We start from the raw sequence: 24,815 nt of genomic DNA on the forward strand, positions 1-24,815 counted from the left end.
TCGTATTGAACTGTGATATAAAAAGACAGGCCCCTTGGGTCCTGTCTGGGTCCTGTCTTTTTATTTAAGGGTATTATGAACTTGTTCCATTACATCTGAAGAAATGCTATTTAATGTATTTTGACTGTCTTCAAGTGAATTTCCTTTCGTTCCGAAATAAAATTTTACTTTCGGCTCTGTTCCTGACGGTCGTAAGCAGAACCAAGTTCCATCTTCTAAGAAGTATTTTAAGACATTTGATTTAGGAAGTGTAATTTCCTCTTTTTGACCCTCTTCTACGTTCGTACGAATACTTTCCTTATAATCTTCTATACGAGTTACTTTGCGACCAGCAACTACTGTTGGTGGCTCACTACGGAAGCTTGCAAGAAGGTTGTTAATTTGCTCTGCCCCTTCTTTTCCTTTTAGAGTCAAGGATTCTAGACCTTCACGGTAATAACCATATTTCTCGAAAATCTCCATTAAACCTTCATACATGGTTATGCCTTTGTTCTTATAATAAGCACAAACCTCTACTGCTAATAAAGCAGCTTGAACGGCATCCTTGTCACGAGCAAAATCACCGATTAGGTACCCGTAACTTTCTTCATAGCCAAATTGGAATTTGAATTCACCAGTTTCCTCATATTCCTTAATTTTTTCACCAATAAATTTGAATCCTGTAAGCGTATCAACTGTTTTAAGACCAAATGAAGATGCTATTTCACGTCCTAATTCAGATGTTACAATTGTCTTAAGAACAATTCCGTTTTCTGGAAGGATGCCTTGCTTTTTCTTTTCAGATAAAATGTAGTGAAGTAAAATAGCTCCTGTTTGGTTTCCAGTTAAAACAACATATTCACCTTTGTCATCCTTCACAGCCACGCCTAAACGGTCTGCATCTGGGTCTGTTGCAATTAATATATCCGCATCAATTTTCTTACCCTCAATAATCGCCAATTCAAATGCAGCATGTTCTTCAGGGTTTGGTGATTTTACAGTTGAAAAATTCGGATCTGGAAGTTCTTGTTCTTTTACTACCGTAACATTTTCATAGCCAAATGCTTTTAAACCATTTCGAACTGGCTTGTTAGCTGTTCCATGAAGCGGAGTAAAGACTACTTTAATGCCCTCTTTAGAAAGCTCAGGATTAATTGAAATTGTTTTCAACTTTTCAGTATAAGCATTATCAATTTCGGATCCAATCATTTTAATAAGCCCAGAAGCCTTTAATTCCTCTTCGCTCCCCACTTTCAATTCCAGCTCATTTTCAATTGCATATACTTTTTCAATTACAGTATCGGCAGCTTCAGGTGGTAATTGCCCACCGTCAGAACCATACACCTTGTATCCATTATACTCAGGTGGATTATGGCTAGCTGTCACAACGATTCCAGAAAAAGCATTTAAATGACGAACAGCGTAGGAAAGTTCTGGGGTTGGTCTTAATTCATCGAATACATAGGTCTGAATACCGAATGTAGCAAGTGTCTTCGCAGCCTCCATTGCAAATTCAGGTGATTTATGGCGAGAATCGTATGCGATTGCAACTCCACGACGTTTCGCTTCTTCACCAAAAGATTCAATATACGCAGCAAGCCCCGCTGATGCCTTCCTTACTGTATAAATATTCATACGGTTTGTACCTGGCCCGATTTCTCCACGCATTCCACCAGTTCCAAACTCAAGATTTTTATAAAAGCAATCTTCTAATTCTTTAGGATTGTCTTTTCTTTCTAGTAACGCATTTCTTATTTCTGCATCTAACTCAGGTGTATTAAGCCATTGGCTATATTTTTCCTTCCAGCTCATGTTCTATGATCCTCCATTTTCAGTTGTAAATAATGTGTTATGTACTATCTTCTACATATTCTATATAAAATCCTGTTATTTTCCAATGTTTTATGAAAGATTGTCATCATCTTAATATAATATTAATAAAATATTCTCCTACTATTTCCAGTTGTAAGTTCACGATTCCCATACAAAAAAAACAGACAGATTTCTCTGTCTGTTCAAAGTGTAGACAAAGTCAAACTTGACTTTGTCTACACTCATTTTTATAGGAAACACTCGTAAGATTCACTTTCCCAGACTGTCTTGAAAACGCTTGTCAGACGAGGCGCGAAGCCGATCGAAGACGCGAATAGAAGTTGCCTTCATGAGCGGACGAGTGAGGCTAGCAACGAAGTATGCGAGCGTTTGTCAACAGTTTGAACAGACAGATTTCTCTGTCTGTTTCCAAATAATATTACATCTCTTCACTTCTAGCCTCTGTTGCCTCTTTAATGTAAGACTCTACTTCTGATTTATAGTTTTGTTTTTCATTTTCGGACCAATTAAATTTCCTAGCCATGTAGGCAATAATTTCAGTCTTCCATTGATTAACCCATGCAATGTTAAAGAACATTGCACCCGTTCGGCGAATGAGAAAATCAATTGGTTTTGTAACCATTTCATATTGGATACTATATTCCAATGATGCAAGGACTGGTAGAGGAAGTTCAGCTTCTTGATCCGATATGTCCGTCATAATTTCTTTAATGATGTCAATATTTGATCCATATAATCGAACGAGCCTTTGGGCATCCTCACTTGTAAGTTGGAATTCCTTCGTGAGCTCTTTCACTTTTTTTGTTACGAATGAGGGATAGTTTTTCGAACCATCAACATCCCCACCAGAAATGGGAATTTCCTTTGTTTGACATGGTTTAAGTGCAGGAGAACCTTCATTTTCTAACAACTTTCCCACCTTGTCTACGACGATTTCAGCCATTTTGCGGTAACCAGTCAGTTTACCACCCGCAATGGTGATTAATCCAGAATCTGAAACCCAAATTTCATCCTTGCGCGAAATTTCAGATGGATCTTTTCCTTCTTCATATATCAATGGTCGTAAACCAGCCCAGCTCGACTCAATATCGGTATCCCTTACTTTTACAGTCGGGAACATATAATTAATTGTGTCAATTAAGTATGCACGGTCCTCAGCAGTTATTGTAGGACGAGCTGTATCTTTGTCATAGAAGGTATCAGTGGTACCAACGTATGTTTTTCCGTCACGTGGGATCGCAAACACCATCCGCCCGTCTGGTGTATCATAGTATACAGCTTGTTTTAACGGAAACTTGGATTGATCAATGACAATATGGACACCTTTTGTGAGGCGTAATACTTTCCCTTTTTTTGAGCGGTCTGCTTCACGCATGATGTCAACCCAAGGCCCTGTAGCATTCACTATTTTTTTGGCATAGATTTGAAATTCTCTCCCAGATAATTGGTCAACTACCTTCACTCCCTTTACTTTCTCATTTTCATAAATAAAGGATTCAACCTTCGCATAATTGACTGCATTGGCACCCTTTTCAATTGCTTTTTTCAATACCTCAATTGTTAGTCGAGCATCATCTGTTCGATACTCTACATAATATCCGCCACCTTTTAGTCCATCCTTTTTAATAAGGGGCTCCTTTTCTATAGTTTGCACTGCATTTAACATCGTTCTTCTTTCTGACTTTTTCACTCCTGCTAAAAAGTCGTAAAGTAGTAGGCCGAGGGAAGTTGAAAATTTACCAAATGTACCTCCTTTATGAAGGGGCAACAGCATCCATTCAGGGGTTGTAACATGTGGTCCATTTTCATATACAATCGCTCTTTCTTTTCCCACTTCAGCTACAAGACTAACTTCAAACTGTTTCAAATAACGAAGTCCACCGTGTACTAGTTTAGTGGATCGACTGGATGTTCCAGCTGCAAAGTCCTGCATTTCAACAAGGGCTGTTTTCAACCCTCGAGATGAAGCATCCAGTGCAATTCCAGCACCAGTAATTCCACCACCTATAATAAATAAATCATGAACTTCTTTTTCCATTTCTTTCAAAATTTCACTTCTATTTAAACTTGAAAAGCGTGTCATAATCCCCACTCCTTCAAAAATTCGTGTTCAAAAAGGAGGATAAAAAGGACAATGTCCACAAGATGCGACCTCCTGTCGTACTGTTGACACTAGCAAGTCTTGTGCGTCCAATGTTAAAGGCAGCACAGCTTAGAGTAGCGGAACGTGCAAGCCAACAAGCTTTCACAATATGTGATGACTTCGACGTTCGACATAGGACGTGTCGGCTGTTAGTCGAAGTGCCTAGATGGACGTGTCATTTTTACCGAACTTTTTGATCATCCTCTTTGAGGTAGAAAAAAAGAGACCACAAAAGTCATTGTCACAATGTGACAATGCTCCTGCGGTCTCTCCTTGTCTCCTACCAAATATTAACTTATTTTTATCATAACATAATTCTTATTTAAATGCCATAGCAGCCTGGACTGCCTTTTTCCACCCATTGTATAAGTTTTCTCGCTTTTCTTCATTCATTTTCTCTTCAAATGTTTGGTCAATTGCCCATTTACTAGAGATTTCAGACTGTCCCGACCAAAACCCAACGGCTAGACCTGCTAAATAAGCAGCTCCTAAAGCCGTTGTTTCATTGATGACAGGACGTTCAACTGGAACTCCTAAAATCCCACTTTGAAAATTCATAAGGAAATTATTTTTCACAACTCCACCGTCTACACGAAGTTTCTTTAAGGTTATACCAGAATCTGCCTCCATCGCCGTTAGAACATCCCTTGTTTGGTAGGCCAATGATTCCAATGTTGCGCGTACGAAGTGCTCTTTGGAAGTTCCCCTTGTAAGACCAAATACGGCACCGCGAACATCGCTGTCCCAATAAGGTGCGCCAAGCCCGACAAATGCTGGAACCACATATACCCCTTCAGTTGATTCAACCTTTATTGCATAGCCTTCGCTTTCTTTTGCATCGTTAAACATCCGAAGGCCATCACGAAGCCACTGTATCGCAGAGCCTGCTACAAAGATACTGCCTTCCAATGCATATTCGACTTTACCGTTCAGTCCCCATGCGATAGTTGTTAATAAACCATGATTAGATGGTACTGCTTTTTCCCCTGTATTCATCAACATAAAGCAGCCTGTTCCGTAAGTGTTTTTGACCATTCCCTCTTCAAAACAAGCTTGACCGAAAAGTGCTGATTGTTGGTCACCCGCTGCTCCTGCAATCGGAACTTCTTGACCAAAAAAATGATAAGGAGCTGTGTTTGCATATACTTCAGATGACTTCCTCACTTCAGGTAACATTGACTTTGGTACAGTTAAAATTTCAAGTAGCTCATCATCCCATTTTAACTCGTATATGTTATACATAAGTGTTCGTGAGGCATTCGAATAATCTGTCACGTGTGCCTTCCCACCAGAAAGTTTCCAAATCAACCAGGTATCAATTGTCCCAAATAAGAGTTGCCCATTTTCGGCTTTTTCACGTGCACCTTCCACATGATCTAAAATCCATTTTACTTTTGTTCCTGAAAAATAAGCGTCAATCAATAGGCCCGTTTTTTTACGGAATTTATCATTTAATCCTTTTGCTTTTAACTCTTCACAAATATCTGCAGTCTGACGAGATTGCCAAACAATTGCATGATAGACTGGCTGTCCCGTCTCCTTGTCCCAGACAACGGTTGTTTCACGTTGATTTGTAATTCCGATCCCAGCAATCTGCTCTGCCTTAGTATTTGTTTCAGATAATACTGTTGCTATGACTGCCAAAATTGATCCCCAAATCTCATTCGCATTATGTTCAACCCAGCCTGGCTTTGGGAAAATTTGCGTAAACTCCTTTTGTGCAACATGAACGATTTCCCCTTCTTGATTAAACAAAATCGCTCGTGAACTAGTAGTACCTTGATCTAATGATAAAATGTACTTCTCCACCTAATTCCCCCCTCAAACTTTTTCATAACATAAAATTAACACGCTTACATTCTTTTGACTACCAGCTAGTCCAATTTTATTTTAGGTCTAAAAGAAATTCTCCAGAATAAATGTAATAATGGTCGCAAAAAAAATTACCCCTTTTAAGGAGTGAAATGCATTGATTCAACAAGAAGTTACCGTTACGATCAAGGATGGATTACACGCCAAGCCAGCTGGAGAACTAGTACAGAACCTAAGCAGATACACAAGTGATGTAGAATTTCGTATAAAAAATAGAGCTTATAATGCAAAAAGCATATTAGGACTGATGGGTGCAGGGATTCGTCAAGGAGAAGTTATCACTGTTCGAGTGAATGGACCTGACGAAGACGAAGCATTTGAGTGGATTAAGAGGTTTATTCAAAACTAACTCGACCCATTTTTAAAAACTTGTTGCTACTAACACAGTTGTTTTTTCGCTGGAGCTGAGTGCTTTTTGAATAAGCAGGACTAATTTCTCCATAACAGAATGTGGAGGCGTTTCTCACAAAAAAAAGAATTTGGCCGACTAATCGCCACGTCCTGTGGCGACGTCGGCACTAGCACTCGTTAGAAATTACAATTAAAATAGATCCACCTAAGATTTTATATATTCCTGTACGATTTGTTCTACTTTTATTGCATCCATACACCAATTAATCTTATTTACGTCAATACTTCCTGTTTCTTCCTCTATAGCATTTAACGTACCCATAGTAAGGCCAAATTTTATTAATTCCTCTTCCCCTAGCCCACGTGATAATCCAGCAGCAAAACCAGCAATCACTGAATCTCCAGAACCAACAGGGTTTACAACATCTACTTTTGGAATACGCACGCGATATAGTTTTTCCAAATGTTTAACAATCGCGCCATTACCACCTAAAGTTACAACAACCCATTCTACTCCTTGAAAATCTTTCTCTTGTAAAGCTAGAACAATTTCTTTTTCGCTCCCTAACGTTTTTCCGACCAAATCTCCTAATTCTTCCTGATTTGGTTTTATTAAAAACGGTTTATAATTACATAACAATGTAGTTTTTAGGAGTGAACCTTTCGTATCTAGCAAAACAGGTTTCTGATTCTTATGAGCGATTTCTATTAATTGGCTATAATATTTGTCATTGATTCCTTCTGGAGTACTTCCTGAAATGGTGATATACGTTGCCTGCTCTATGTCTTTTAAATATTTATTCAAGAAATCCATTGATTCTTTTTCATTGATTGTCGGTCCACTTTCCAATATTTCGGTTTGCTGCCCTTCATGAATAATAGCTATACAATTTCTAGTGTCCCCTTCTATTTCTACAAAAAAGTCTTCAATTCCCTTTCTATTTATCTCTTTACGAATAAAACCTCCCAAACTACCACCTAGAAATCCTGACGCAGCTGTCTTTTCTCCTAATTGTCGTAGTACATGAGCTACATTTAAGCCTTTCCCGCCTGCCGTTTTACCAACACTTTTAACTCTATTCACATTATCTAAATTAAAGTGTTCGAGCTTATAGTTGATATCGACAGACGGATTTAATGTAATGGTTAATATCATGTTAACACCCCTATTTTTCGTTATGGAAAAAGGTGAGGATCTATTCCTGGTGTGTAAACACACGTAGGTTTTCGATACCTCACCTCAATCAAGGTTATGCTTTTCCGTTACTCTTACAAATCAAGATTTTTTCAATTACAGCTTCTTTCATTTTTGCTTTAGCTGGACCGAAATATTTTCTAGGATCTGTTTCTTGTGGATGAGCAATAAGATGGTCACGCAGTCCTGCCGAGAACGGGATTTTTAGTTCTGTTGAAATATTAACCTTTGCACAGCCAAGAGAGATACATTTTTGAACATCTTCTTTCGAGATACCAGATGCTCCATGTAATACGATTGGTACATTAATTAAACTTTTTATTTTGGCAAGTCGATCAAAATCAAGATTTGGGGTTGTTTCATATAATCCATGGCCTGTTCCAATGGCAACTGCAAGCGAATCAATACCTGTACGTGCTACAAATTCTTCTACAGTATCTGGATCTGTATAAGCAGCGTCTTCCGCTTCAACAATAAGGTCGTCTTCTTGACCCACTAATTTTCCAAGCTCAGCTTCTACTGTAGCCCCATATTCATGTGCCTTATCAGCTACTTTTTTCGCGAGGGCAATGTTCTCCTCAAATGATAAATGAGAGCCATCAATCATAACCGATTTTGTTCCTAATTCTAAGGACTCTACAATTGATTCATAGGTTTCATGGTGGTCAAGATGTAACGCGATAGGAATATCATTTTCTCTTGCTGCTACTTCTACAATTGCTTGAATATAGGCACGTCCTGCGTATTTCATTGTCCCTGGTGTTGCTGCTAGAATGATAGGAGATTTCATTTCCACTGCTGCTTCAACAACCGTTTGTATTGTTTCAAGATTATGAATATTAAACGCGGGTACAGCATATCCTTCACGACTAGCTTTTAATAACATTTCCTTCGTATTTTGAATATAACTAGTTTGTTGAACAGATACCAATTTGCATCATCCTCATATCAAATTTTTATGAAAAAGGCTTTTTTAAAAAGATTGTTGTATGGCTAAACAAACAAAGTACTAAGTAATATATTAAAAATTGCACTTAAGAAACTGTTCTGGCTACACACTTCTTTCCACGGGGCGACTGTTGAGCCTCCTCACGCTCCACACTGCATGGTTTCGCCGAGACCTGTGCTCCTGCATGAGCCGAAGAGTCACAACCGAGTTTGCTAGACGAGGAGGCTAAGGCCATGACCGCAAAAAATTGTTCACCACCAGGCAGAAATCAACACATCGTTACATCAATTTACATTAACTAAGAGGATTAATGAGCAACAATCAGTGCGAAAACAGCCATGAAAAAGATACTGATCTATTTCTTTATAAACTTTAGTTCTCCAGCAACTGCTGTTGCCTGTATCACAAGTTGTTCATCCAAAACGACATAATCAGCAATCTTACCTGGAGATATGCTACCAAGATACAAATCCAGCCCTAAACTTTTGGCTGGTGTAAGTGAGCCAAGATTCCAGATTTTATACAATGGTTCTGAACTCCACTCTTGTAAGTTTTTTACACCATCAACCAGTTTTAAAGTACTACCAGCAAGGGAACCACTCTTCAATTGGGCAATTCCATCTTTCATAACAACTGGAAATTCACCAAGTTGGTAATTGCCATCTGGCATTAATCCAGCTTGCATACAATCTGTAATAAGCTGTAATTTGTCTCCTTTAATCCGTAATGCTAGCGCAGTAACCTCAGGGTGCACATGAAAACTATCACATATTAGTTCTGCATAAGCCCTGTCGTCCATCAACGCTGCCCCAACAACACCTGGCTTTCTATGATGTAGTCCAGTCATTCCGTTAAATAAATGGACATAGTTTCTAGCCCCTGTATCCACTGCCTCTTTACAACATTCATACGTTGCATCAGTATGCGCAATACTCACTAATACACCCTCGATACTTACTTTTCGAATAAAATCCAAAGCGCCTTCTCTCTCAGGTGCGATTGCAATTTTTTTAATGGTACCGTGCGCTAATTGTTGCCAATATTGGAATTCTTCAATATCAGGGTCTCTAAAGTAGCTAGCATTTTGAGCACCTTTGTGAAGCTCAGTAAAATATGGACCTTCTAGGAAGATTCCTTCAGATTGTGCACCTGGAAGACCTTCTGTTACCGCTTCCCGAATGGCGATGATTGCACGATCTAAGTCCTTTTTAGAAGAGGTTAAAGTGGTAGGTAAAAATCGTGTCACACCAAGCGAAACAAGTGTCTTAGATATTTCTTGAACCGCTTTAACCTCACCGTCCATAATGTCATTGCCTTTTATGCCGTGAATATGTGTATCAAAAAGCCCTGGAGCAATCGTATAACCACTATAATCAATGACTCTTGCGTCCAATGGGACTTGGCTCACAAACGAGCCAAATCTCCCATCATCAATCAACAAATAGCCACCGTGTTTTTCCTCATTTTCAAGTAGATACTTATCGGCCTTTAAATAATATGACATTGTCATTCATCCTTTATTTAGATATCATTCATAATCATAGATTGTAACGCCCTGAACAACTCGGCTAATGACACCATTTGGACTCGGATTATCTGGCGAAATACCTAGATTAATAGACTTTTTCATTGCTAATGTTTGGGCAAATACAATATATAATAAGGCCAAATAAAAGTCGTTCTTCAGTAGTTCTGAAGACGTATTCACAGAGAACTTCCAATCAGCATATTGCTCTACTGTTTCATCTACTTTATCCGTTAATGCGATGACTTTAACTCCTTCAATTCCTGAAACTTCTTTAAGAATATCAAGATCATATTTTCTTGTGTAAGGGTCACTTGATAGGAATAATGCAACAATAGATTGATCATTAAGAATTGATTTTGGACCATGACGAAAACCTAATGAAGATTCGTAGGTTGCAACTACTTTCCCAGCCGTCAACTCTAGCATCTTTAAAGAAGCTTCATGAGCTAATTGTCCGAGTAATCCTGAACCAAGATAGATGATCCGGTTAAAATCAGATTCCAACACTTTGTCTACCGATGCTTCTACTGTATGAATCAATTGCTTTCCATTCTCAATTATTAGGTCCATTTCTTGTTCAAAAGATGGATTGTTTGTAAAGAAGGCGTATGCCATTAACAACATGCATGAAAAACTACTTGTCATTGCTAATGATTTGTCATTTGCTTCTTCAGGAAGTAGGATAACTAGACTATCCTTATCATCCTTTACATTTTGGGCTAGCTGTCCCTCTTTGTTACAAGTGATGACTACCTGATAAAAATCTTTAATTAACTGCTGCCCGAGATTTACAGTTGCTACACTTTCTGGACTATTCCCTGAACGTGCAAACGAAACAAGAATAGTTGGAATTTCTGAAACTAAATATTCTTTTGGATTTGATACAATTTCAGTTGTAGGAACAGCTTCAAAGAAGACTTTATTTTTGGCTTCTTGTTTAAAAATGGGTGCGAGAATATCTCCTATAAAAGCAGATGTTCCTGCGCCAGTAAAAATAACTTTAACAACTTCATGTTTTGCGTAAATTGCTTGTAAAAAAGAGTTATATTTATCCTTTTTTTGTGCAAAAAGAGAGAGTGATTTCTCCCACACATTTGGTTGTTGGAATATTTCAGTACTTGTATAAGTAGCTCCTTCTAACTTCAACATAAATACATATCCTCACTTTTTTTATATTTTTCTATGATTCTAGTATTTTGTGATATCCGTAGCATGTTCATTTAAGTTGGACTAGGTGTTATGTTATTCGAATTATAGGCGCAATCAGACTGATGATTTTTTCACGGCTCATGAATATATCGCTTTAAGTCCTGCTCCTAGTACACCTGCATTTCCTTTTGACTTACTCAAGAACATGCGGTTTATAACTGATTTTTGTTCTGGAATACAGTAGTCTTCCATTTTTTGTTGGACTAATGGTAAGAGAAAAGGATTGTTATTACTTACCCCTCCCCCAAATACAATTTTTTGAGGATCCAATAGACATGCAATTGAATAACTACCATGAGCGAGAGAATCAACAACCTGTGAAATCACTGACTTCGCATATTTATCATTTTGTTGGTACTTCTCAAATATTTCTTTGGCAGTCATGCTGCCGTTTGTTATTCGTTGGATAGAGGGACCTGATGCCGCTTGCTCAAGTCTTTCTAGACCATTTCCAGATTTAACTGGTAAAAGTCCTAATTCACCAGCAAATCCCATTCCGCGAATAAAATCTCCATTATGTATAATTGAAACTGCAATACCTGTACTAATCGTAAGATAGACAAAAGTTTCATTTGGATTTGCTCCATGTAGACTCCATTCGGCATATGTTGCCATATAAACATCGTTATCTATTACAACTTTATCTACAGAAAAAGTATCTTTTATTCTCTGCGTTATAGGAAAATCCTTCCAGGGGAGATTATTTTGAAATAAAGCAATGCCTAATTCTCTATCTAGTATTCCTGGTACCCCTATCCCGATGCCTTCAAGTTGTTGTACATCTAACTGTGAATCTTTCAATACATTATTGATTACTTTCACAACTTGCTGAAACATCTTTTCTTTATCAGTTGGGTCACTTGGTATTTCTGAACGGTGATAAATGTTCATATCTTCATCTATAATTGCCGCGGCAATCTTTGTACCACCGATATCCACTCCTAATGCATGTTTCATTTATTCATTCTCACCTCACCATAAACCTTTTATATTGTGGAATAAGAAGCATAAAAAGGTACCTCAGAGTTAGAGCAATTTTTTCCAAGGTACCAAATGTCAGCCCTAAGATTTATTGCCTGGATTTAATTCAATAGAATATGAGAATTTATCTCCACGTGCGTAGGATACGGTATACTCAACAACAAGCTGATTTTCAAACGTTGTCCTTTCAATCCTTAAGCTTGGAACGGATTCTGGAATACCAAATATGTCTCTAATTTCTTTATCTAACAATACAGCGTGGAATCGTTCGTGTGCATTGGTGATTTGCACTCTGTAATCTTTACTAAAAATTTCATACATTGGTAATTCTTCTAATCGTTCCTTTGTTAGATTCTCAAATCTACTTACTGGTAAATAGGAAGTTTCGTACATCATTGGTTTTAAATCTGCGAGACGAAGACGTGTGATTTCATATATTTCATCACCTTCTTCAATCTTTAATTTTGGCGCAATTTCTGGTTTACAGGGCACCTTTTGAAAATTAAGCACCTGTGACGATGGGGTTTTGCCTAAATTCTTCATTTCATTTGTAAAACTATAAAAATTGACAAGACTTTGGTCATAAACCTTAGGTGCAACAAAACTTCCTTTGCCATGCTTCGTCGTTATATACCCATTCTGTTCTAATAATTCCATTGCCTTTCGAACAGTGGTACGGCTCATTTCATACTGTTCGCATAGCTCTCTTTCAGATGGTAACTTATGGTGCTCTGGCCATGTATTATCTTCTATTTTCTTTACTAATTTTTCCATTAATTGATAATATAATGGCAACTGGACATTTGACATCATATCTACGAAAACCTCTCTCATTTTTAGAACTTATGTTTCACTAAGTATGAATTAATTAAGTAAGTGAAACAGTCATCTGATTATTTTTTACAAATTCATCAAAATCAATTGTTTTTCCAGTTTTTCTGGATTCTTCTGCTGCAAATACAATTAAATGGCTATCCCTTGATACGGTTGGGGAAGTTAAACTTTCAGTTATCCCATTTGCAACACGGTATACAAAGTCTTCCATGATGCTTGTATCAGCTCCCATATGACCTCCATCCATTGTCATAGGAGTAATTACTTCTGATTTTCCACTAAAGTAAGAAACAAGAATTTCATTTTTTGTATCATCACCCTCGATGGTCCCTTTTGTTCCCATAATTTTGAACTGCCGACAATTGTTTGCCGTAAAACCAGACATAGTAAATGCTACAGTGATTTCTTTATCAAAAAGTAAATTCACTGTTTGATGATCGACTACATCATTATCAGAACGCCACACACAACGACCATATGGCCCTTCTTGGATTTCTTTCAAACGACTCTCGATGTCCGAATTAGCAGTAATTGTATTTGCTGGCCATTCGTCACGATCATGAAGATACCATTTAACCGCTGAAAATGGACATTGTTTTTCGATGGCACACTCTAAACAGCGTTCCCCTGATCCTTCTGGAGCATTTTCTTCCTTGAAATAGGATAGGTGACCAAATGATGATACTTTCTTACATCTCTCACCAATCAACCACTGAAGCATATCCATATCATGACAAGATTTCTGTAATAGCATTGAGCTAGACGTTTCTTCTTTTCCCCAATTACCACGAACAAAACTATGAGCTTGGCGATAATACCCAACATTTTCGATCCATTGGATTGACATAATATCCCCAATTACTTTTCGATCTAAAATCTGCTTCAATTCTTGATAAAATGGGGCATATCGTAACACGTGACAAACACTTAGCAAAACTCCCTTTTCTTCTGCTGCCTCTGTAATCTCCAATACTTCCCTAGGATTAGGAGACATTGGTTTTTCTAAGAGGATATTGTATCCCTTATTAATTGCTTCCATCACTGGTTCATAATGCAACTGATCGGGTGTACAGATCAATATTGCATCACAAAATCTATCTTGGGATAACAATTCCCTCCAGTCACTGTAACGATGATTTTCTTCTATATTGTGAGCTTTAGCAAACTTGTTTCTTTTCTTTTCATCCGTATCAGCTACCGCTACAAACGAGATCTCATTCGGATACTTTAATGCATACGTACCGTATGAATAATATCCTCTACCGCCTGCCCCAATAAGTGCTGCTGTTATCATTATGAAAAAACCTCCTTATTTTCCGCCTGTAAGTGCAATTCCTTCAATAAACTGCTTTTGTAAAAACATAAACAATACAAGCATAGGAATCATTGCTAAAAATGAACCCGCCATTAGTACTGGATAGTTTGTTGAATATTGTCCTTGTAAAGATGCTAAACCAACGGATAAAACCATACTATCTGTAGAACTATTCACAATTAGTGGCCACATTAAATTGTTCCAAGCAAAAAGGGCGGTGTAGATTCCCAGTGCAATTAGACCTGGTTTAGCAAGTGGAAGCATAATTTTCCAGAAAATCTGAATATGGTTACAACCATCTAATCGTGCTGCTTCTTCTAATTCTTTTGGTAATCCCATAAAGAATTGCCGTAGTAGGAAAGTACCAAATGCACTAAACAAGCTTGGTAAAATAACCGCTGTCAATGTATTGAGTAGTCCTAACTTCGCCATAATTTCATACTGTGGTAATAAAAAAACCTGGCTAGGCACCATTAAAACTGATAGTACGAGTAAAAATAATACATTCCTGCCAGGGAACTCGATACGAGCAAAAGCATAGGCAGCTAATGAACAGAATACCAATTGTCCAATTACGATTACTATAGTGACAATAAAGGTATTCTTCATGAATGTAACAAATGGCAGCAATTCAAATACTTCAACATAATTACTGAAATTAAAAGATGTAGGAAACAACAATGGAGGTACTTGAATTGATTCAGCATACGTCTTAAATGTTGTTAAGACCATCCATAAAAAAGGTCCAAGCATTGATATTGAACCTATAAGCAATAATAAATGGACGATCGGTTTCCCTTTATTAGTTCCAATTTCCACTTAATTTACCTCCTCAGTCGTAATGAACCCATTTCTTTTGTAGTTTCATTTGTATCGCTGTAATCAGTAGAATAATAACCAATAATAAAGTCGTAATCGCTGACGCATACCCCTTATCACCTAATACAAATGCATGTTGATAAAATAGATATACAATTGATTGTGTTTTATCAATAGCAATACTATCCTGATGGACAATCATAAATATTAAATCGAACACTTGGAAGGCACCAATAAACGATATGATTGATACAAAAAAGATAATTGGTGAAAGTAATGGTAATGTAATTTGAAAAAAGGTTCGGAAAGGACCCGCACCGTCAATCAACGCGGCTTCATAATATGTCTTAGAAATGCCTTGTAGCCCAGATAAAAAGATGATCATGTTGTAACCAATTCCACTCCAGATTGCAACAACTATGACTGCATATAGAGCAAATTTTGGATCTGATATCCAATTAGGTCCTTGTATACCAATCTTGGATAAAAGGAAATTGATTAAACCATAATCGCCATTATACAACCATTTCCAAACCATCCCAATTGCTGCTGGCATCGTGATAACAGGTAAGAAATAAATTGTACGATAAATTGATTTTCCTTTAATTTTTTGGTTCAGTAAAACTGCTACAAGAATTGCTGAAAATATCCCAATCGGTACTGTAAATAAAATATATACAAATGTATTTTGGAAGGATTGTCCTAACTGGCCGTCTGAAAACATTCGAACATAGTTATCTAATCCAATCCATTCAGATACTCCAAAAGCACTTCTTTCCGTAAAACTAAAATACGTATTTTGAAGAATTGGCCAAAAGTAAAATATGGTTAATCCAACCATCAGAGGTAAAATCATGAGATACCCCCAAAAATAGTCTGAACGTTTTTGGGTTTTTGCATAGGATTTTGTTTTGATTTTCTTTGGATTATTTAATGTCCTTATTTTTTCTACTTCGGTAATAGATTTGCTCATTTTGTCACCCCTTTAATGAACTTAGAAGGTTAAGTAAAATTCACTTAACCTCCCCCGCATGCTTATTATTCTATTTGTTCAAAATTTCTTCAGCCTCAACTGCTAATTCCTTAGCTGCATCCTCAACACTTATTTCTCCACTCCATGCTCTCTTCAGTATATTTGTTTCAGATGCCCACAAAGCACTAGTCTGTTCAATGTTTGGTAAAGGTTGAGAGTATTCAACTGCGTCTAAAAAGACCTGTAAGTTCATCGTTGGAACTGATTCTAACCATGCATCTTGCATACCATTAAATGCAGGAATAACTGTACCAGTTTCAGCAAATACTTGCGCAGCTTCCTCTGAACCTAGATATTTAACAAATTCCCATGCAGCTTCTTTGTTTTTCGTTTTTGCTGCAATTACATTCGAGAGTCCGTGAATCGTTACTGCACGCTCTTTTCCTTGTGGTAATACAGCAACATCTATATCTGGGTTGTCTTTAAAAATTGGTACCCTCCAAGAACCATCAAATATCATTGCCAGTTTACCAGACATAAACATATCAACAGACCAGGATTCTGTTAATTGTACATATGTAGGTGATAATCCTTCATCTATAAAACTATACCAATACTCTAAAGCCTCAATTGCTGCTGGCTCATCAAAACCTGTGCTTTTACCATTGTTTGTAATGATTTCTCCACCATTTTGCCAAATTAAATCATAATAAGATCCTTGGTTCTTTAAATCTGCTGCAATTCCATGGATTCCTTTTTCTTTATTTGTTAGTTTTTCGGCAGCTTGTTTTAGATCTTCCCATGTCCAAGTTTCATCAGGATAAGGAACACCAGCTTCGTCGAATATTTTTTTATTATAAAACAATCCTGTTGTATCAAAATCTTTTGGAATCCCATAAACTTCATCATTAATCGTATATAAAGATGTCACAGTTTCTGGATAATTTGACATGTCAACTTCATCTTTCTCAATAAGCTCATTTAATGGTAATAGTACTTTACCATTTGCAAATCGAGCAGCATTCGGACCATTCATCCAAAACACATCAGGCATAGCCCCACCATTGGCAGCGGTTTCAAGTTTTTGAAAATATTGCTCACGAGGTGTTAATTCGATATCTACTTTAATGTCTGGGTTTTCTTTCTCGAACTTCTCAATGATTTTCTCAACTGCTGGTACTTGATCCTTATTCCACATCCCATATTTTAGAGTAACAGTATCCCCAGCACTTTTTTCTCCACCTGAACTACCACATGCTGCTAACACCATCATGGAAATAAGTAATACCAATATTCCCATAATTTTTTTCATAATGATTCCTCCCTTTTATATACAAGTGTAATGATGTAATGATGTCATTACCAGTTGAATTAAAAATAAAGAAGTAATGATGTCATTACCAGTTGGTTCATGATTAATATATCACGTATATAAAACGTTTTCAATTATTATTTTTAAATTTTGTAGTAAATTGACTACTATCAGAAATTTAAGTCGATTTTTTTCGATTAATTTAGTATTTAAGTTCTAAACTAAGAAAAAGTTGAGATTTAGAACCAAATACTTCCTAACACATCGGTTTCGATACCTAAACCTAAAAATAATGATTTCTATATAAATAGGAAAAAATAAGAAATCCCTCACTTGATAATGATCTTTCAAATAAAGTAGAAAATCTACATTGCATCCATTTCCTTTATATTAATGCTTATTTCAGTATTTTGCTTATAGTCTATTGTGAATTTTCATAGAGTGATTTGACCATTAATAAATTCACATTTTCAAATGATAATTTAGCTTAAATTATAAGAGTGGCCTAGTATGTGGCCACTCTCGTTTCTATCTTTTATTTTTTACCGATTCTTTCGATGAGTTCATGTAATTGGACGGAAGCCATCGATTCTAAACGATCATCGACCTCACAGAACTCCAAATCTTTTGTTACTTGGTTTGGTATGATGACACAGAACATTCCTGCACGTTTCGCAGCTAATGCCCCATTTGCGGAATCTTCAAAGACAAGACATTCCTCAGGTGATACGCCCAAACATTTTGCAGCCTCTAAGTATAGGGCTGGATCTGGCTTAACCTTTTCAACGTCATCTGAAGTACGAATGCACTCAAAATAATCGAAAAGACAAAGATTTTTCAAATGATTTGAAACCCAATCGTAAGTAGAGCTTGATGCTAGTCCAATTTTTAATCCTGCTTTTTTTGCAGCAGATAGATACTCCTCAACACCAGGCAATGCGCCTTCATTTTTCATTCGTTCGTTAAACCGTTCACGTCTAAGTTTCGTTAATTTTTCATGGTCTATTTTTTTACCAATTTGTTCTTCCAAATAGGCAAGTGCATCAAATCCCGCTTGTGTTCCAATGACTTTTCCCCATACTGACAGTGGGAGCTCTGAACCATGTTCTTGAAAGATTTCGTTTAAGACATTGTATTCATTTGTTTCCGTATCATAGATTAATCCGTCAAAATCAAAAATGACTGCTTTTATCAAAGTACCATCTCCTGTTATCTAATCTTCTATCTATTATAAAGAATTACATAACAAAGTCCATTTTTCATCATTAACAGTTAAGTGTAGTGTCACAAAATGTTCACAAAAATATCTTTACATCAAGATTTACATTTTACATTCGACTATGGTGATACTATAATTTTTAGTATACTTATGTGGAATGAGAGGGATTCGATGAATTCTAAAAAAAATGAAAAGATGCTGGAGACATACTTATTTATCGCCTTTGCTGCCGCATTAATATCGACGTTGGGAAGTCTTTACTTTTCGGAAATTCAAAAGTTTATCCCATGCGATTTATGCTGGTATCAGCGTATCTTTATGTATCCTCTTGTCATCATTTTAGGAATTGCTATTTTTAAAAAGAATTATTCAATCGCACTCTATATCTTTATTCTATCTTTAATTGGTGGTTCCATTTCCATCTATCATTATTTAGTACAAAAGATTCCAACTGTGGGTGAAAGCTCATTAGCATGTGGAATTGTTCCTTGTACAGGCCAATATATTAATTGGTTTGGCTTTGTTACGATCCCATTTTTAGCACTGATCGGTTTTACAATTATTGCTGTTACTAGCTTTATAACACTAATTAAATTGAAAGAAGGGAAATAACCTTGAAAAAGATCATTCTATTTACGGTGATAGTCGTTACGATCTTTGGAGCACTTGCATTTGTAACGACTCAACAAAACAAACAACAGGCAGAAGGGAATCCATACGGTAAGGATACTCTTGATCCTGCTACAATCAAACAGCTAGACGATCCGAACTACGGAAATCAAATTCTACCAGATGAATTAGAAAAAAAATTAGAAAATGGCGAGACGATGACCGTTTATTTCTATAGTCCTACATGTGTACATTGTCAAAATACAACACCAGTAATCGTACCTATGGTGGATGAAATGGGACTTGATTTAAAAAAATTAAACCTCCTCGAATTTGAAGATCAATGGAATAAATATGGAATCGAATCTACACCAACATTAATTCATTTTGAAAATGGTAAAGAAGTTTCGCGTCTTGTTGGGTATCACCCAGATCATAACCAGTATAAAACATGGTTCGAATCCGCAATGGCTAGTTCAAAATAAACAAATCGATAAGCGCTTTGACCAGTCTCAGACAAACCATAGGTTGAATGGAAAGAAGGTTACATATTCTTCTTCTCTTTAATATTGGCAAGACAGAAGATAGAATTTGGGCTTGCTCTGACACCAATAAAACTCATGTACATCATTTCTAAAAACAAAAATCCCAGCTCACAAAATAGAGCTGGGATTTTTCACTTATCAAAAGCATAAGACACTCGGCTCTCTAATAATCAGGCGTCTTATGTTTTTCGCCTAAATCTGAACGCTTTCACTTGTGAAAGCTACCAAGTCTTATGTATTATGCTAGATATTTATTTGCTGGTTTTGAATACTTGCTTATACCCTGCGTATTATTCTCACATTGAAATTCTTCAATGGTGAATGGAAACAAATAACCGTAATCATTTAAAATTTGCACATTCTTTGTAAAAATTTCAACATAATTTTCCTTACAACCCTCTTCTTGGATCGTTTCCAAAACGGCAATGATCGCTTGAAGGCTTGAAATAACTTTAAAAGCCTTATCCAACGTTCGGTTATAGTAGACGTCTTCCTCTTTCGGGGCTAACACGTTCCATTCTTCTAACTTTCCAATATACTCATCTTCAAAATAGACTGGAAAGACGGAAGAATACATGTAATCGATTAGCTCCGTAATATGATGTTCCTGCTCTGGAGTTGATGCTACTACTATTTTCAATGTAAAACCCACCCTTATTTCTCCATTGTAATCTAAAGTAAAGTTAACACTAGAATAACACAGGAGACTTTGTTTTGTGTAAGGTAAGTCTTTCCTACATATCCACCTTTCTCTTTCAATCATTTGGTGAATTGGATATACTTTTAAAAGGATTAAATCGTAATAGATAAAAAAGGATGATTGGATGTTAACGAGAAAATACGGAGAATGGTTGGAAGTATCGGTTCCAAGTAGTTGGGAAGGAAAAACGATTGAAGATGTATTAAAAAATCATTGGGTGGTACCAAAACAAATGCTTCATCAATTAAGAATGGAAAAAGGGACCAAGCTAAATGGAGAATTCTCCCCTTGGAATACTCCATTAAAAGTGAATGATCGATTCCAGATACACCTTTTTAGGGAAGAAGAATTTGGAGTGCTGCCTGAATTTGTTCCTGACCTACACATCTTATATGAGGATGATCATCTCCTGATTGCAAATAAACCATCAGGAATGGATACACATCCAAACGAAGAAAATCAACTCGGTACTCTTTCGAACGCAATTGCCTATTATTTTCAAGCAAATGGATTGTTCACAAAGGTTCGCCATATACATCGACTTGATCGTGATACAACAGGTGCAGTTATTTTTGCAAAGCACAAACTTGCTGCTGCAATTTTAGACCGTAAACTTGAAAAGAGAGAGATTAAACGAACCTATATTGCCTTAGTTCATGGAATCATCAAACAAAAAAAAGGAACAATTGATGCTGCAATCGGACGTGACCGACATCATCCAACCCGTAGAAGAGTCTCTCCTAACGGGCAAAAAGCCGTTACGAAATTTAACGTCCTTCGGACATTTCCAAACAAAAGTTTGTCTTTAGTAGAGCTTGAACTCTTAACAGGACGTACTCATCAAATACGGGTCCATTTGAGCCATTTAGGTTACCCACTTGTAGGAGACACCTTGTATGGTGGAAAACCAGTTGCTCCTAGACAAGCATTACATGCAGCTAGAATTCAATTATTTCATCCATTTACGAATGAAAGGATAAGCTGTGAAGCACCACTTATAGACCCTCCACCTGTTCTTCGAGATCTAAATGTGTAATTTTGTCAAGAAATATGTCTTGTACACATGCAGGTTATAGTTATATCCTGTATAATGTATATACCAGTATTTTTATGGAAAGGAGTGTACCATTGGCGGACTTACTTATTTACGTCATTTTAGGTCTTAGTATCGGAGTAATGTCTGGCTTTTTTGGTATTGGCGGCGGGTTTATTCTAACTCCAACGCTGATCCTTTTGGGGTTTTCTCCAGTTACTGCAATCGCTACAAGCCTTTTATATACAGTTGCAACAACTCTTTCCGGAGTAACTGCACACTTAAGACTAAATCATATAAAGTGGAAGACATCCATTATCATTGGAATAAGTGGAATTATTTCCACACAACTTGCACATCCATTTGTCATTTTCCTTGAAAAGTATCAATTAGAAAATACAATTATTCCATTGATGTATTTAGCACTTACCTTGTATTTTTCAATTTCAATTCTTGTAAGCAAACCTTCTAATAAGGAACAATCCAACAGTCAATCAGACTACTCTTATATAAAAATTGTGTTTATTGGGTTATTTGCAGGTTTTCTTTCAACTTCATTAGGGGTCGGTGGAGGCTTCATTATCGTTCCATTATTAATGACCGTTCTTGCTTATCAACCGAGATATGCTGTTGGTACAAGCTTGCTTAGCGTATTTTTAATCGTTGTTGCAGGTTTTACTACTTATGCTTCAACTGTTCAACTTGATTATGGGGTGATTGGCATCCTGATTGTTGGTGCACTTGTGGGTGGTCAACTTGGTGCAAGGATTACAAATGTGTATGAGGATAAACAAGTGAGGCATTTCTTAGCTGGACTCTATATAGCCACTGGCGTGAGCTTATTTTTCAAACTACTCCAACTTGACTTTATTGGTCTAGTTCTCTTGTTTTCCTATTGCTTATATATGCTTTGTCATTTCGTCTTACACACGTTTAAACATCGACTTAAAGAAAAAGAAGTTGGGTAAAACAACATCCCCTATTATTCCTGAGGATGTTGTTTTTTTGTGTGTGAAATTTGATATGGTTATCCATCTTGAAAATTTGGTAAGGTGAACTGCTAAACTGGGACCAAGAAAAACACTCGTAGAAAAAATTTAGTGCTTGTTCTCCCATTAAATACTAGGTTCAAACCTTTTTTTCATTTCTACATGTATGTCTATTCCTCATATTCCCCTTTTTCATACGATATAGTATCTCTTTAAAAAGGAGGTGCTTAAATATGGGTTATGAAGGCGGAAGAAACAACTTTGCGTTAATCGTAGTTCTATTTATCCTATTAATCATTGTAGGTGCATTTTATTGGAGCTACTAATCGATAGTTTTTGAGTGTATCCACCACGTATCCCGTATATCTCCCTCTATAAGGTGTTTCAGAGGCAAGGGCCTTTGAAACCCTTTGTTACATATGTGTAATGAAAGTTAAAAATTCATCCACTTCTTAACTTACTTCTATCCAAAAGAATGGACTTGGTAACAACAACCTATTTACTTTTTTTACTTTGCTCGGTAAAATATAGTCATAAGAAATAAATGCTGTGGTGTTAGTTTCCTAGTATTGTTTCAACCGTATACTAAAGATTTAGGGAGTTTAAGAGATTAATTTGTAACACCAAGCCATTATCATGATGGAAGGTGACGCAATTTATGCAAACACCCACCTGTGCGAGTGCAGGTTGAGAAACAATATGGGGACGGCATTTGTGGCATTCCCAAACGTATTTAAGGCTGATTTCGTTATTCGAAATCAGCTTTTTGTTTTTTCAGACAAATCCCTTTCGTGTTTCCATTTTTTGTGCATATAATAGGAATAGTAGTAAGAAAAATCGACAAGGAGATGATCAATATGAGCTCTTTTATCGTGAAAGGGACATGGATTGGAGATCGAAATGGGGAAGGTACGATTACCTCAGACGGACTACATACTGTTGTTACTGCTCCGAAGCAACTGGATGGTCCTGGGGTAGGTGCCAATCCTGAAGAATTGTTAGTTGCCGCAGCAACAAACTGCTATATGCTTACCCTCGCAGCCATTCTGTCTAATCGTGACATTGAGTATACTCACCTTGAAGTTGAGACAGAAGGAATTGTTGAAAAAGATGGAAAGCGATTGGTCTTCGAAAAAATTATCCATAAACTAGTAATTTCAGTCAAACAAGCGGACGTTGACTTACAAGAAAAATTGCTCCAACTTGCTCATCGTGCAGAGAAAGCCTGCTTCATCTCGCAAACACTCAAAGGAAATGTCGAAGTAAGCGTTCAACCTGTTGTAAAAGTCATTGAATAATAGTATTATTTCTATCGCTTCTTGTCTCGAGTGCTGAATTTTTCTGGTATTCTTGACAGGGGTGCTTTTTTATATACACCAATTACCATACGACCAAAAAGGTAGTGTATACAACACTACCTTTTTCACAAGGATTACCTCCTTTGAATCTGATAAACTATTAAGTTTGAGTAGATTAGCTCTAGTAGTGGAGTCTCAATCTCTTTTTTCTGGGCAATTTTATATAGGTAACCTTGTAATTCATCAGCCTCGACTTCTAGTCCTTTTTCCATATCACGCTGCATCGATGATTTCATTTCATATGTCATTAAATTCAATGTCTTTAAATGTTGTTCTTCAATATTCTCATCTATTTGTGCACCGATCGCCCTCATGATTGAAGCTACTTCTTTAAGTAGGGATAAAAGTATTTTTTGCCCATTTTCTTGTTCTCTTATTGGACCTATTGGAGCTCTCATTAATGTTGTAATACCAGATAAACAAGTAATAAACATATACTTATGCCACATATCACGAATGATATTATCGCTCAATTCGATTGTTGTCTTTGTTCCAGACATTGCCTTAGCTAATTTTTCTATTCGTTCTGTTCTTTCTCCTGATAATTCTCCAAATAAGGCGCGATGACTTGGACTTGATTGAATTATTTTCCCTGTAGAGTCCATTGTTGACTCAATAAAACATAAGCCCCCAATTATTTTTTGCGCGCTAAATTTGGTTATAAGGACATCCAGATGACTAAAGCCATTCAATAATGGAAGTATCATGGTATCCTCACCTACATAAGGTTCAATGCTATGTAAGGCATCTTTGAGGTGGTATTGCTTAGTGGAAAGAATAATCACATCGAAAGCTCCTACTTCCTCGCCCGATTTGATTGTTTTCGGATAAAGAGTCACATTTCCATGAATACTCTCGATTTGAAGTCCATTTTCCCGTATTTGTTTTTGCCGTTTGTCCCTGACTAGGAAGGTTACGTCTTCCCCTTTTTCTAGGAGTCGTCCACCAAAATAACCACCTACTGCTCCTGCTCCTACAACTAGTATCCTCAAAATTTTGCAACCCCTTTCAACGCAACTATATTAGTAGTATAACAGAAAAAGGGCCAGCAATGCTGGCCCTAGCTATC

23 protein-coding genes and 1 other RNA gene are annotated in these 24,815 nt (G+C 36.8%); 8 read left to right on the plus strand and 16 right to left on the minus strand.

The features are described 5' to 3' along the window. Positions 1-60 precede the first annotated feature (60 nt). From ACWPVE_RS03620 to glpK, 3 genes are all read right to left on the minus strand, one after another. Positions 61-1,791: a phospho-sugar mutase gene (locus ACWPVE_RS03620; RefSeq protein WP_453990745.1), complete on the minus strand. Its 1,731-nt coding sequence runs from the start codon at positions 1,789-1,791 to the stop codon at positions 61-63. A gap of 439 nt (positions 1,792-2,230) precedes the next feature. Further along, the gene (locus ACWPVE_RS03625) at positions 2,231-3,895 is read right to left on the minus strand and encodes a glycerol-3-phosphate dehydrogenase/oxidase (protein ID WP_453990747.1); all 1,665 of its coding nucleotides are present in this window, start codon (positions 3,893-3,895) and stop codon (positions 2,231-2,233) included. Between the two features lie 378 nt (positions 3,896-4,273). Continuing rightward, entirely contained in the window at positions 4,274-5,764 is a 1,491-nt protein-coding gene (gene glpK / locus ACWPVE_RS03630; RefSeq protein ID WP_453990749.1) for a glycerol kinase GlpK, read from the minus strand. A gap of 160 nt (positions 5,765-5,924) precedes the next feature. Here glpK and ACWPVE_RS03635 point away from each other — a divergent pair, with 160 nt between their 5' ends. After that, positions 5,925-6,176, plus strand: a complete 252-nt coding sequence (locus ACWPVE_RS03635; protein WP_453990751.1) for an HPr family phosphocarrier protein — start codon at positions 5,925-5,927, stop codon at positions 6,174-6,176. 207 nt (positions 6,177-6,383) lie between these two features. Here ACWPVE_RS03635 and ACWPVE_RS03640 read toward each other — a convergent pair whose 3' ends face one another. From ACWPVE_RS03640 to ACWPVE_RS03690, 11 genes are all read right to left on the minus strand, one after another. Beyond that, positions 6,384-7,334: a hexose kinase gene (locus tag ACWPVE_RS03640; protein ID WP_453990753.1), complete on the minus strand. Its 951-nt coding sequence runs from the start codon at positions 7,332-7,334 to the stop codon at positions 6,384-6,386. 94 nt (positions 7,335-7,428) lie between these two features. Further along, complete coding sequence (gene gatY, locus ACWPVE_RS03645) at positions 7,429-8,304, minus strand: tagatose-bisphosphate aldolase subunit GatY (RefSeq protein ID WP_453990755.1); 876 nt, start codon at positions 8,302-8,304, stop codon at positions 7,429-7,431. Between the two features lie 373 nt (positions 8,305-8,677). Further along, on the minus strand, positions 8,678-9,826 hold the full coding sequence (gene nagA / locus ACWPVE_RS03650; protein WP_453990757.1) for an N-acetylglucosamine-6-phosphate deacetylase: 1,149 nt from the start codon (positions 9,824-9,826) through the stop codon (positions 8,678-8,680). Positions 9,827-9,850: 24 nt separating this feature from the next. Continuing rightward, the gene (locus ACWPVE_RS03655) at positions 9,851-10,999 is read right to left on the minus strand and encodes an SIS domain-containing protein (RefSeq protein ID WP_453990759.1); all 1,149 of its coding nucleotides are present in this window, start codon (positions 10,997-10,999) and stop codon (positions 9,851-9,853) included. A gap of 138 nt (positions 11,000-11,137) precedes the next feature. After that, entirely contained in the window at positions 11,138-12,016 is an 879-nt protein-coding gene (locus tag ACWPVE_RS03660) for an ROK family protein (RefSeq protein WP_453990762.1), read from the minus strand. 105 nt (positions 12,017-12,121) lie between these two features. After that, positions 12,122-12,853: a GntR family transcriptional regulator gene (locus tag ACWPVE_RS03665; protein WP_453990764.1), complete on the minus strand. Its 732-nt coding sequence runs from the start codon at positions 12,851-12,853 to the stop codon at positions 12,122-12,124. Positions 12,854-12,908: 55 nt separating this feature from the next. After that, positions 12,909-14,168 carry a Gfo/Idh/MocA family protein gene (locus ACWPVE_RS03670; RefSeq protein WP_453990766.1) on the minus strand — a complete coding sequence of 420 codons (1,260 nt, stop codon included), beginning with the start codon at positions 14,166-14,168 and terminating at the stop codon, positions 12,909-12,911. 15 nt (positions 14,169-14,183) lie between these two features. Then, positions 14,184-14,942 carry a carbohydrate ABC transporter permease gene (locus ACWPVE_RS03675; protein ID WP_453990859.1) on the minus strand — a complete coding sequence of 253 codons (759 nt, stop codon included), beginning with the start codon at positions 14,940-14,942 and terminating at the stop codon, positions 14,184-14,186. A 79-nt stretch (positions 14,943-15,021) separates the two neighbouring features. Further along, the gene (locus ACWPVE_RS03680) at positions 15,022-15,981 is read right to left on the minus strand and encodes a carbohydrate ABC transporter permease (RefSeq protein ID WP_453990768.1); all 960 of its coding nucleotides are present in this window, start codon (positions 15,979-15,981) and stop codon (positions 15,022-15,024) included. Positions 15,982-16,051: 70 nt separating this feature from the next. Next, positions 16,052-17,293 (minus strand): extracellular solute-binding protein, encoded by a 1,242-nt coding sequence (locus ACWPVE_RS03685; RefSeq protein WP_453990770.1) that lies wholly within the window; start codon positions 17,291-17,293, stop codon positions 16,052-16,054. Between the two features lie 535 nt (positions 17,294-17,828). Continuing rightward, complete coding sequence (locus ACWPVE_RS03690; RefSeq protein WP_453990772.1) at positions 17,829-18,488, minus strand: HAD family hydrolase; 660 nt, start codon at positions 18,486-18,488, stop codon at positions 17,829-17,831. Between the two features lie 195 nt (positions 18,489-18,683). Here ACWPVE_RS03690 and ACWPVE_RS03695 point away from each other — a divergent pair, with 195 nt between their 5' ends. Together ACWPVE_RS03695 and ACWPVE_RS03700 are read left to right on the plus strand one after the other, a co-directional pair. Further along, positions 18,684-19,124: a disulfide oxidoreductase gene (locus ACWPVE_RS03695; RefSeq protein WP_453990774.1), complete on the plus strand. Its 441-nt coding sequence runs from the start codon at positions 18,684-18,686 to the stop codon at positions 19,122-19,124. A 2-nt stretch (positions 19,125-19,126) separates the two neighbouring features. Beyond that, positions 19,127-19,606 carry a thioredoxin family protein gene (locus tag ACWPVE_RS03700; RefSeq protein WP_453990776.1) on the plus strand — a complete coding sequence of 160 codons (480 nt, stop codon included), beginning with the start codon at positions 19,127-19,129 and terminating at the stop codon, positions 19,604-19,606. A 298-nt stretch (positions 19,607-19,904) separates the two neighbouring features. Here ACWPVE_RS03700 and ACWPVE_RS03705 read toward each other — a convergent pair whose 3' ends face one another. Beyond that, entirely contained in the window at positions 19,905-20,306 is a 402-nt protein-coding gene (locus tag ACWPVE_RS03705) for a DUF5365 family protein (protein WP_453990778.1), read from the minus strand. A gap of 184 nt (positions 20,307-20,490) precedes the next feature. Here ACWPVE_RS03705 and ACWPVE_RS03710 point away from each other — a divergent pair, with 184 nt between their 5' ends. From ACWPVE_RS03710 to ACWPVE_RS03730, 5 genes are all read left to right on the plus strand, one after another. Further along, positions 20,491-21,402, plus strand: a complete 912-nt coding sequence (locus tag ACWPVE_RS03710) for an RluA family pseudouridine synthase (protein ID WP_453990780.1) — start codon at positions 20,491-20,493, stop codon at positions 21,400-21,402. Between the two features lie 92 nt (positions 21,403-21,494). Beyond that, a complete protein-coding gene (locus tag ACWPVE_RS03715; RefSeq protein ID WP_453990782.1) occupies positions 21,495-22,367 on the plus strand; it encodes a sulfite exporter TauE/SafE family protein in 873 nt (290 codons plus the stop codon). Positions 22,368-22,621: 254 nt separating this feature from the next. Beyond that, entirely contained in the window at positions 22,622-22,714 is a 93-nt protein-coding gene (locus ACWPVE_RS03720; protein WP_453990784.1) for a YjcZ family sporulation protein, read from the plus strand. A 215-nt stretch (positions 22,715-22,929) separates the two neighbouring features. Then, positions 22,930-23,113, plus strand: a non-coding RNA gene (ssrS, locus tag ACWPVE_RS03725) — 6S RNA. A gap of 132 nt (positions 23,114-23,245) precedes the next feature. Continuing rightward, positions 23,246-23,686 (plus strand): OsmC family protein, encoded by a 441-nt coding sequence (locus ACWPVE_RS03730; RefSeq protein WP_453990786.1) that lies wholly within the window; start codon positions 23,246-23,248, stop codon positions 23,684-23,686. 134 nt (positions 23,687-23,820) lie between these two features. On the opposite strand, the gene ACWPVE_RS03735 is transcribed toward ACWPVE_RS03730, so the two are convergent. Further along, positions 23,821-24,738: a ketopantoate reductase family protein gene (locus ACWPVE_RS03735; RefSeq protein WP_453990788.1), complete on the minus strand. Its 918-nt coding sequence runs from the start codon at positions 24,736-24,738 to the stop codon at positions 23,821-23,823. Between the last annotated feature and the right edge of the window lie 77 nt (positions 24,739-24,815).

Source organism: Bacillus nitroreducens, assembly GCF_964021195.1.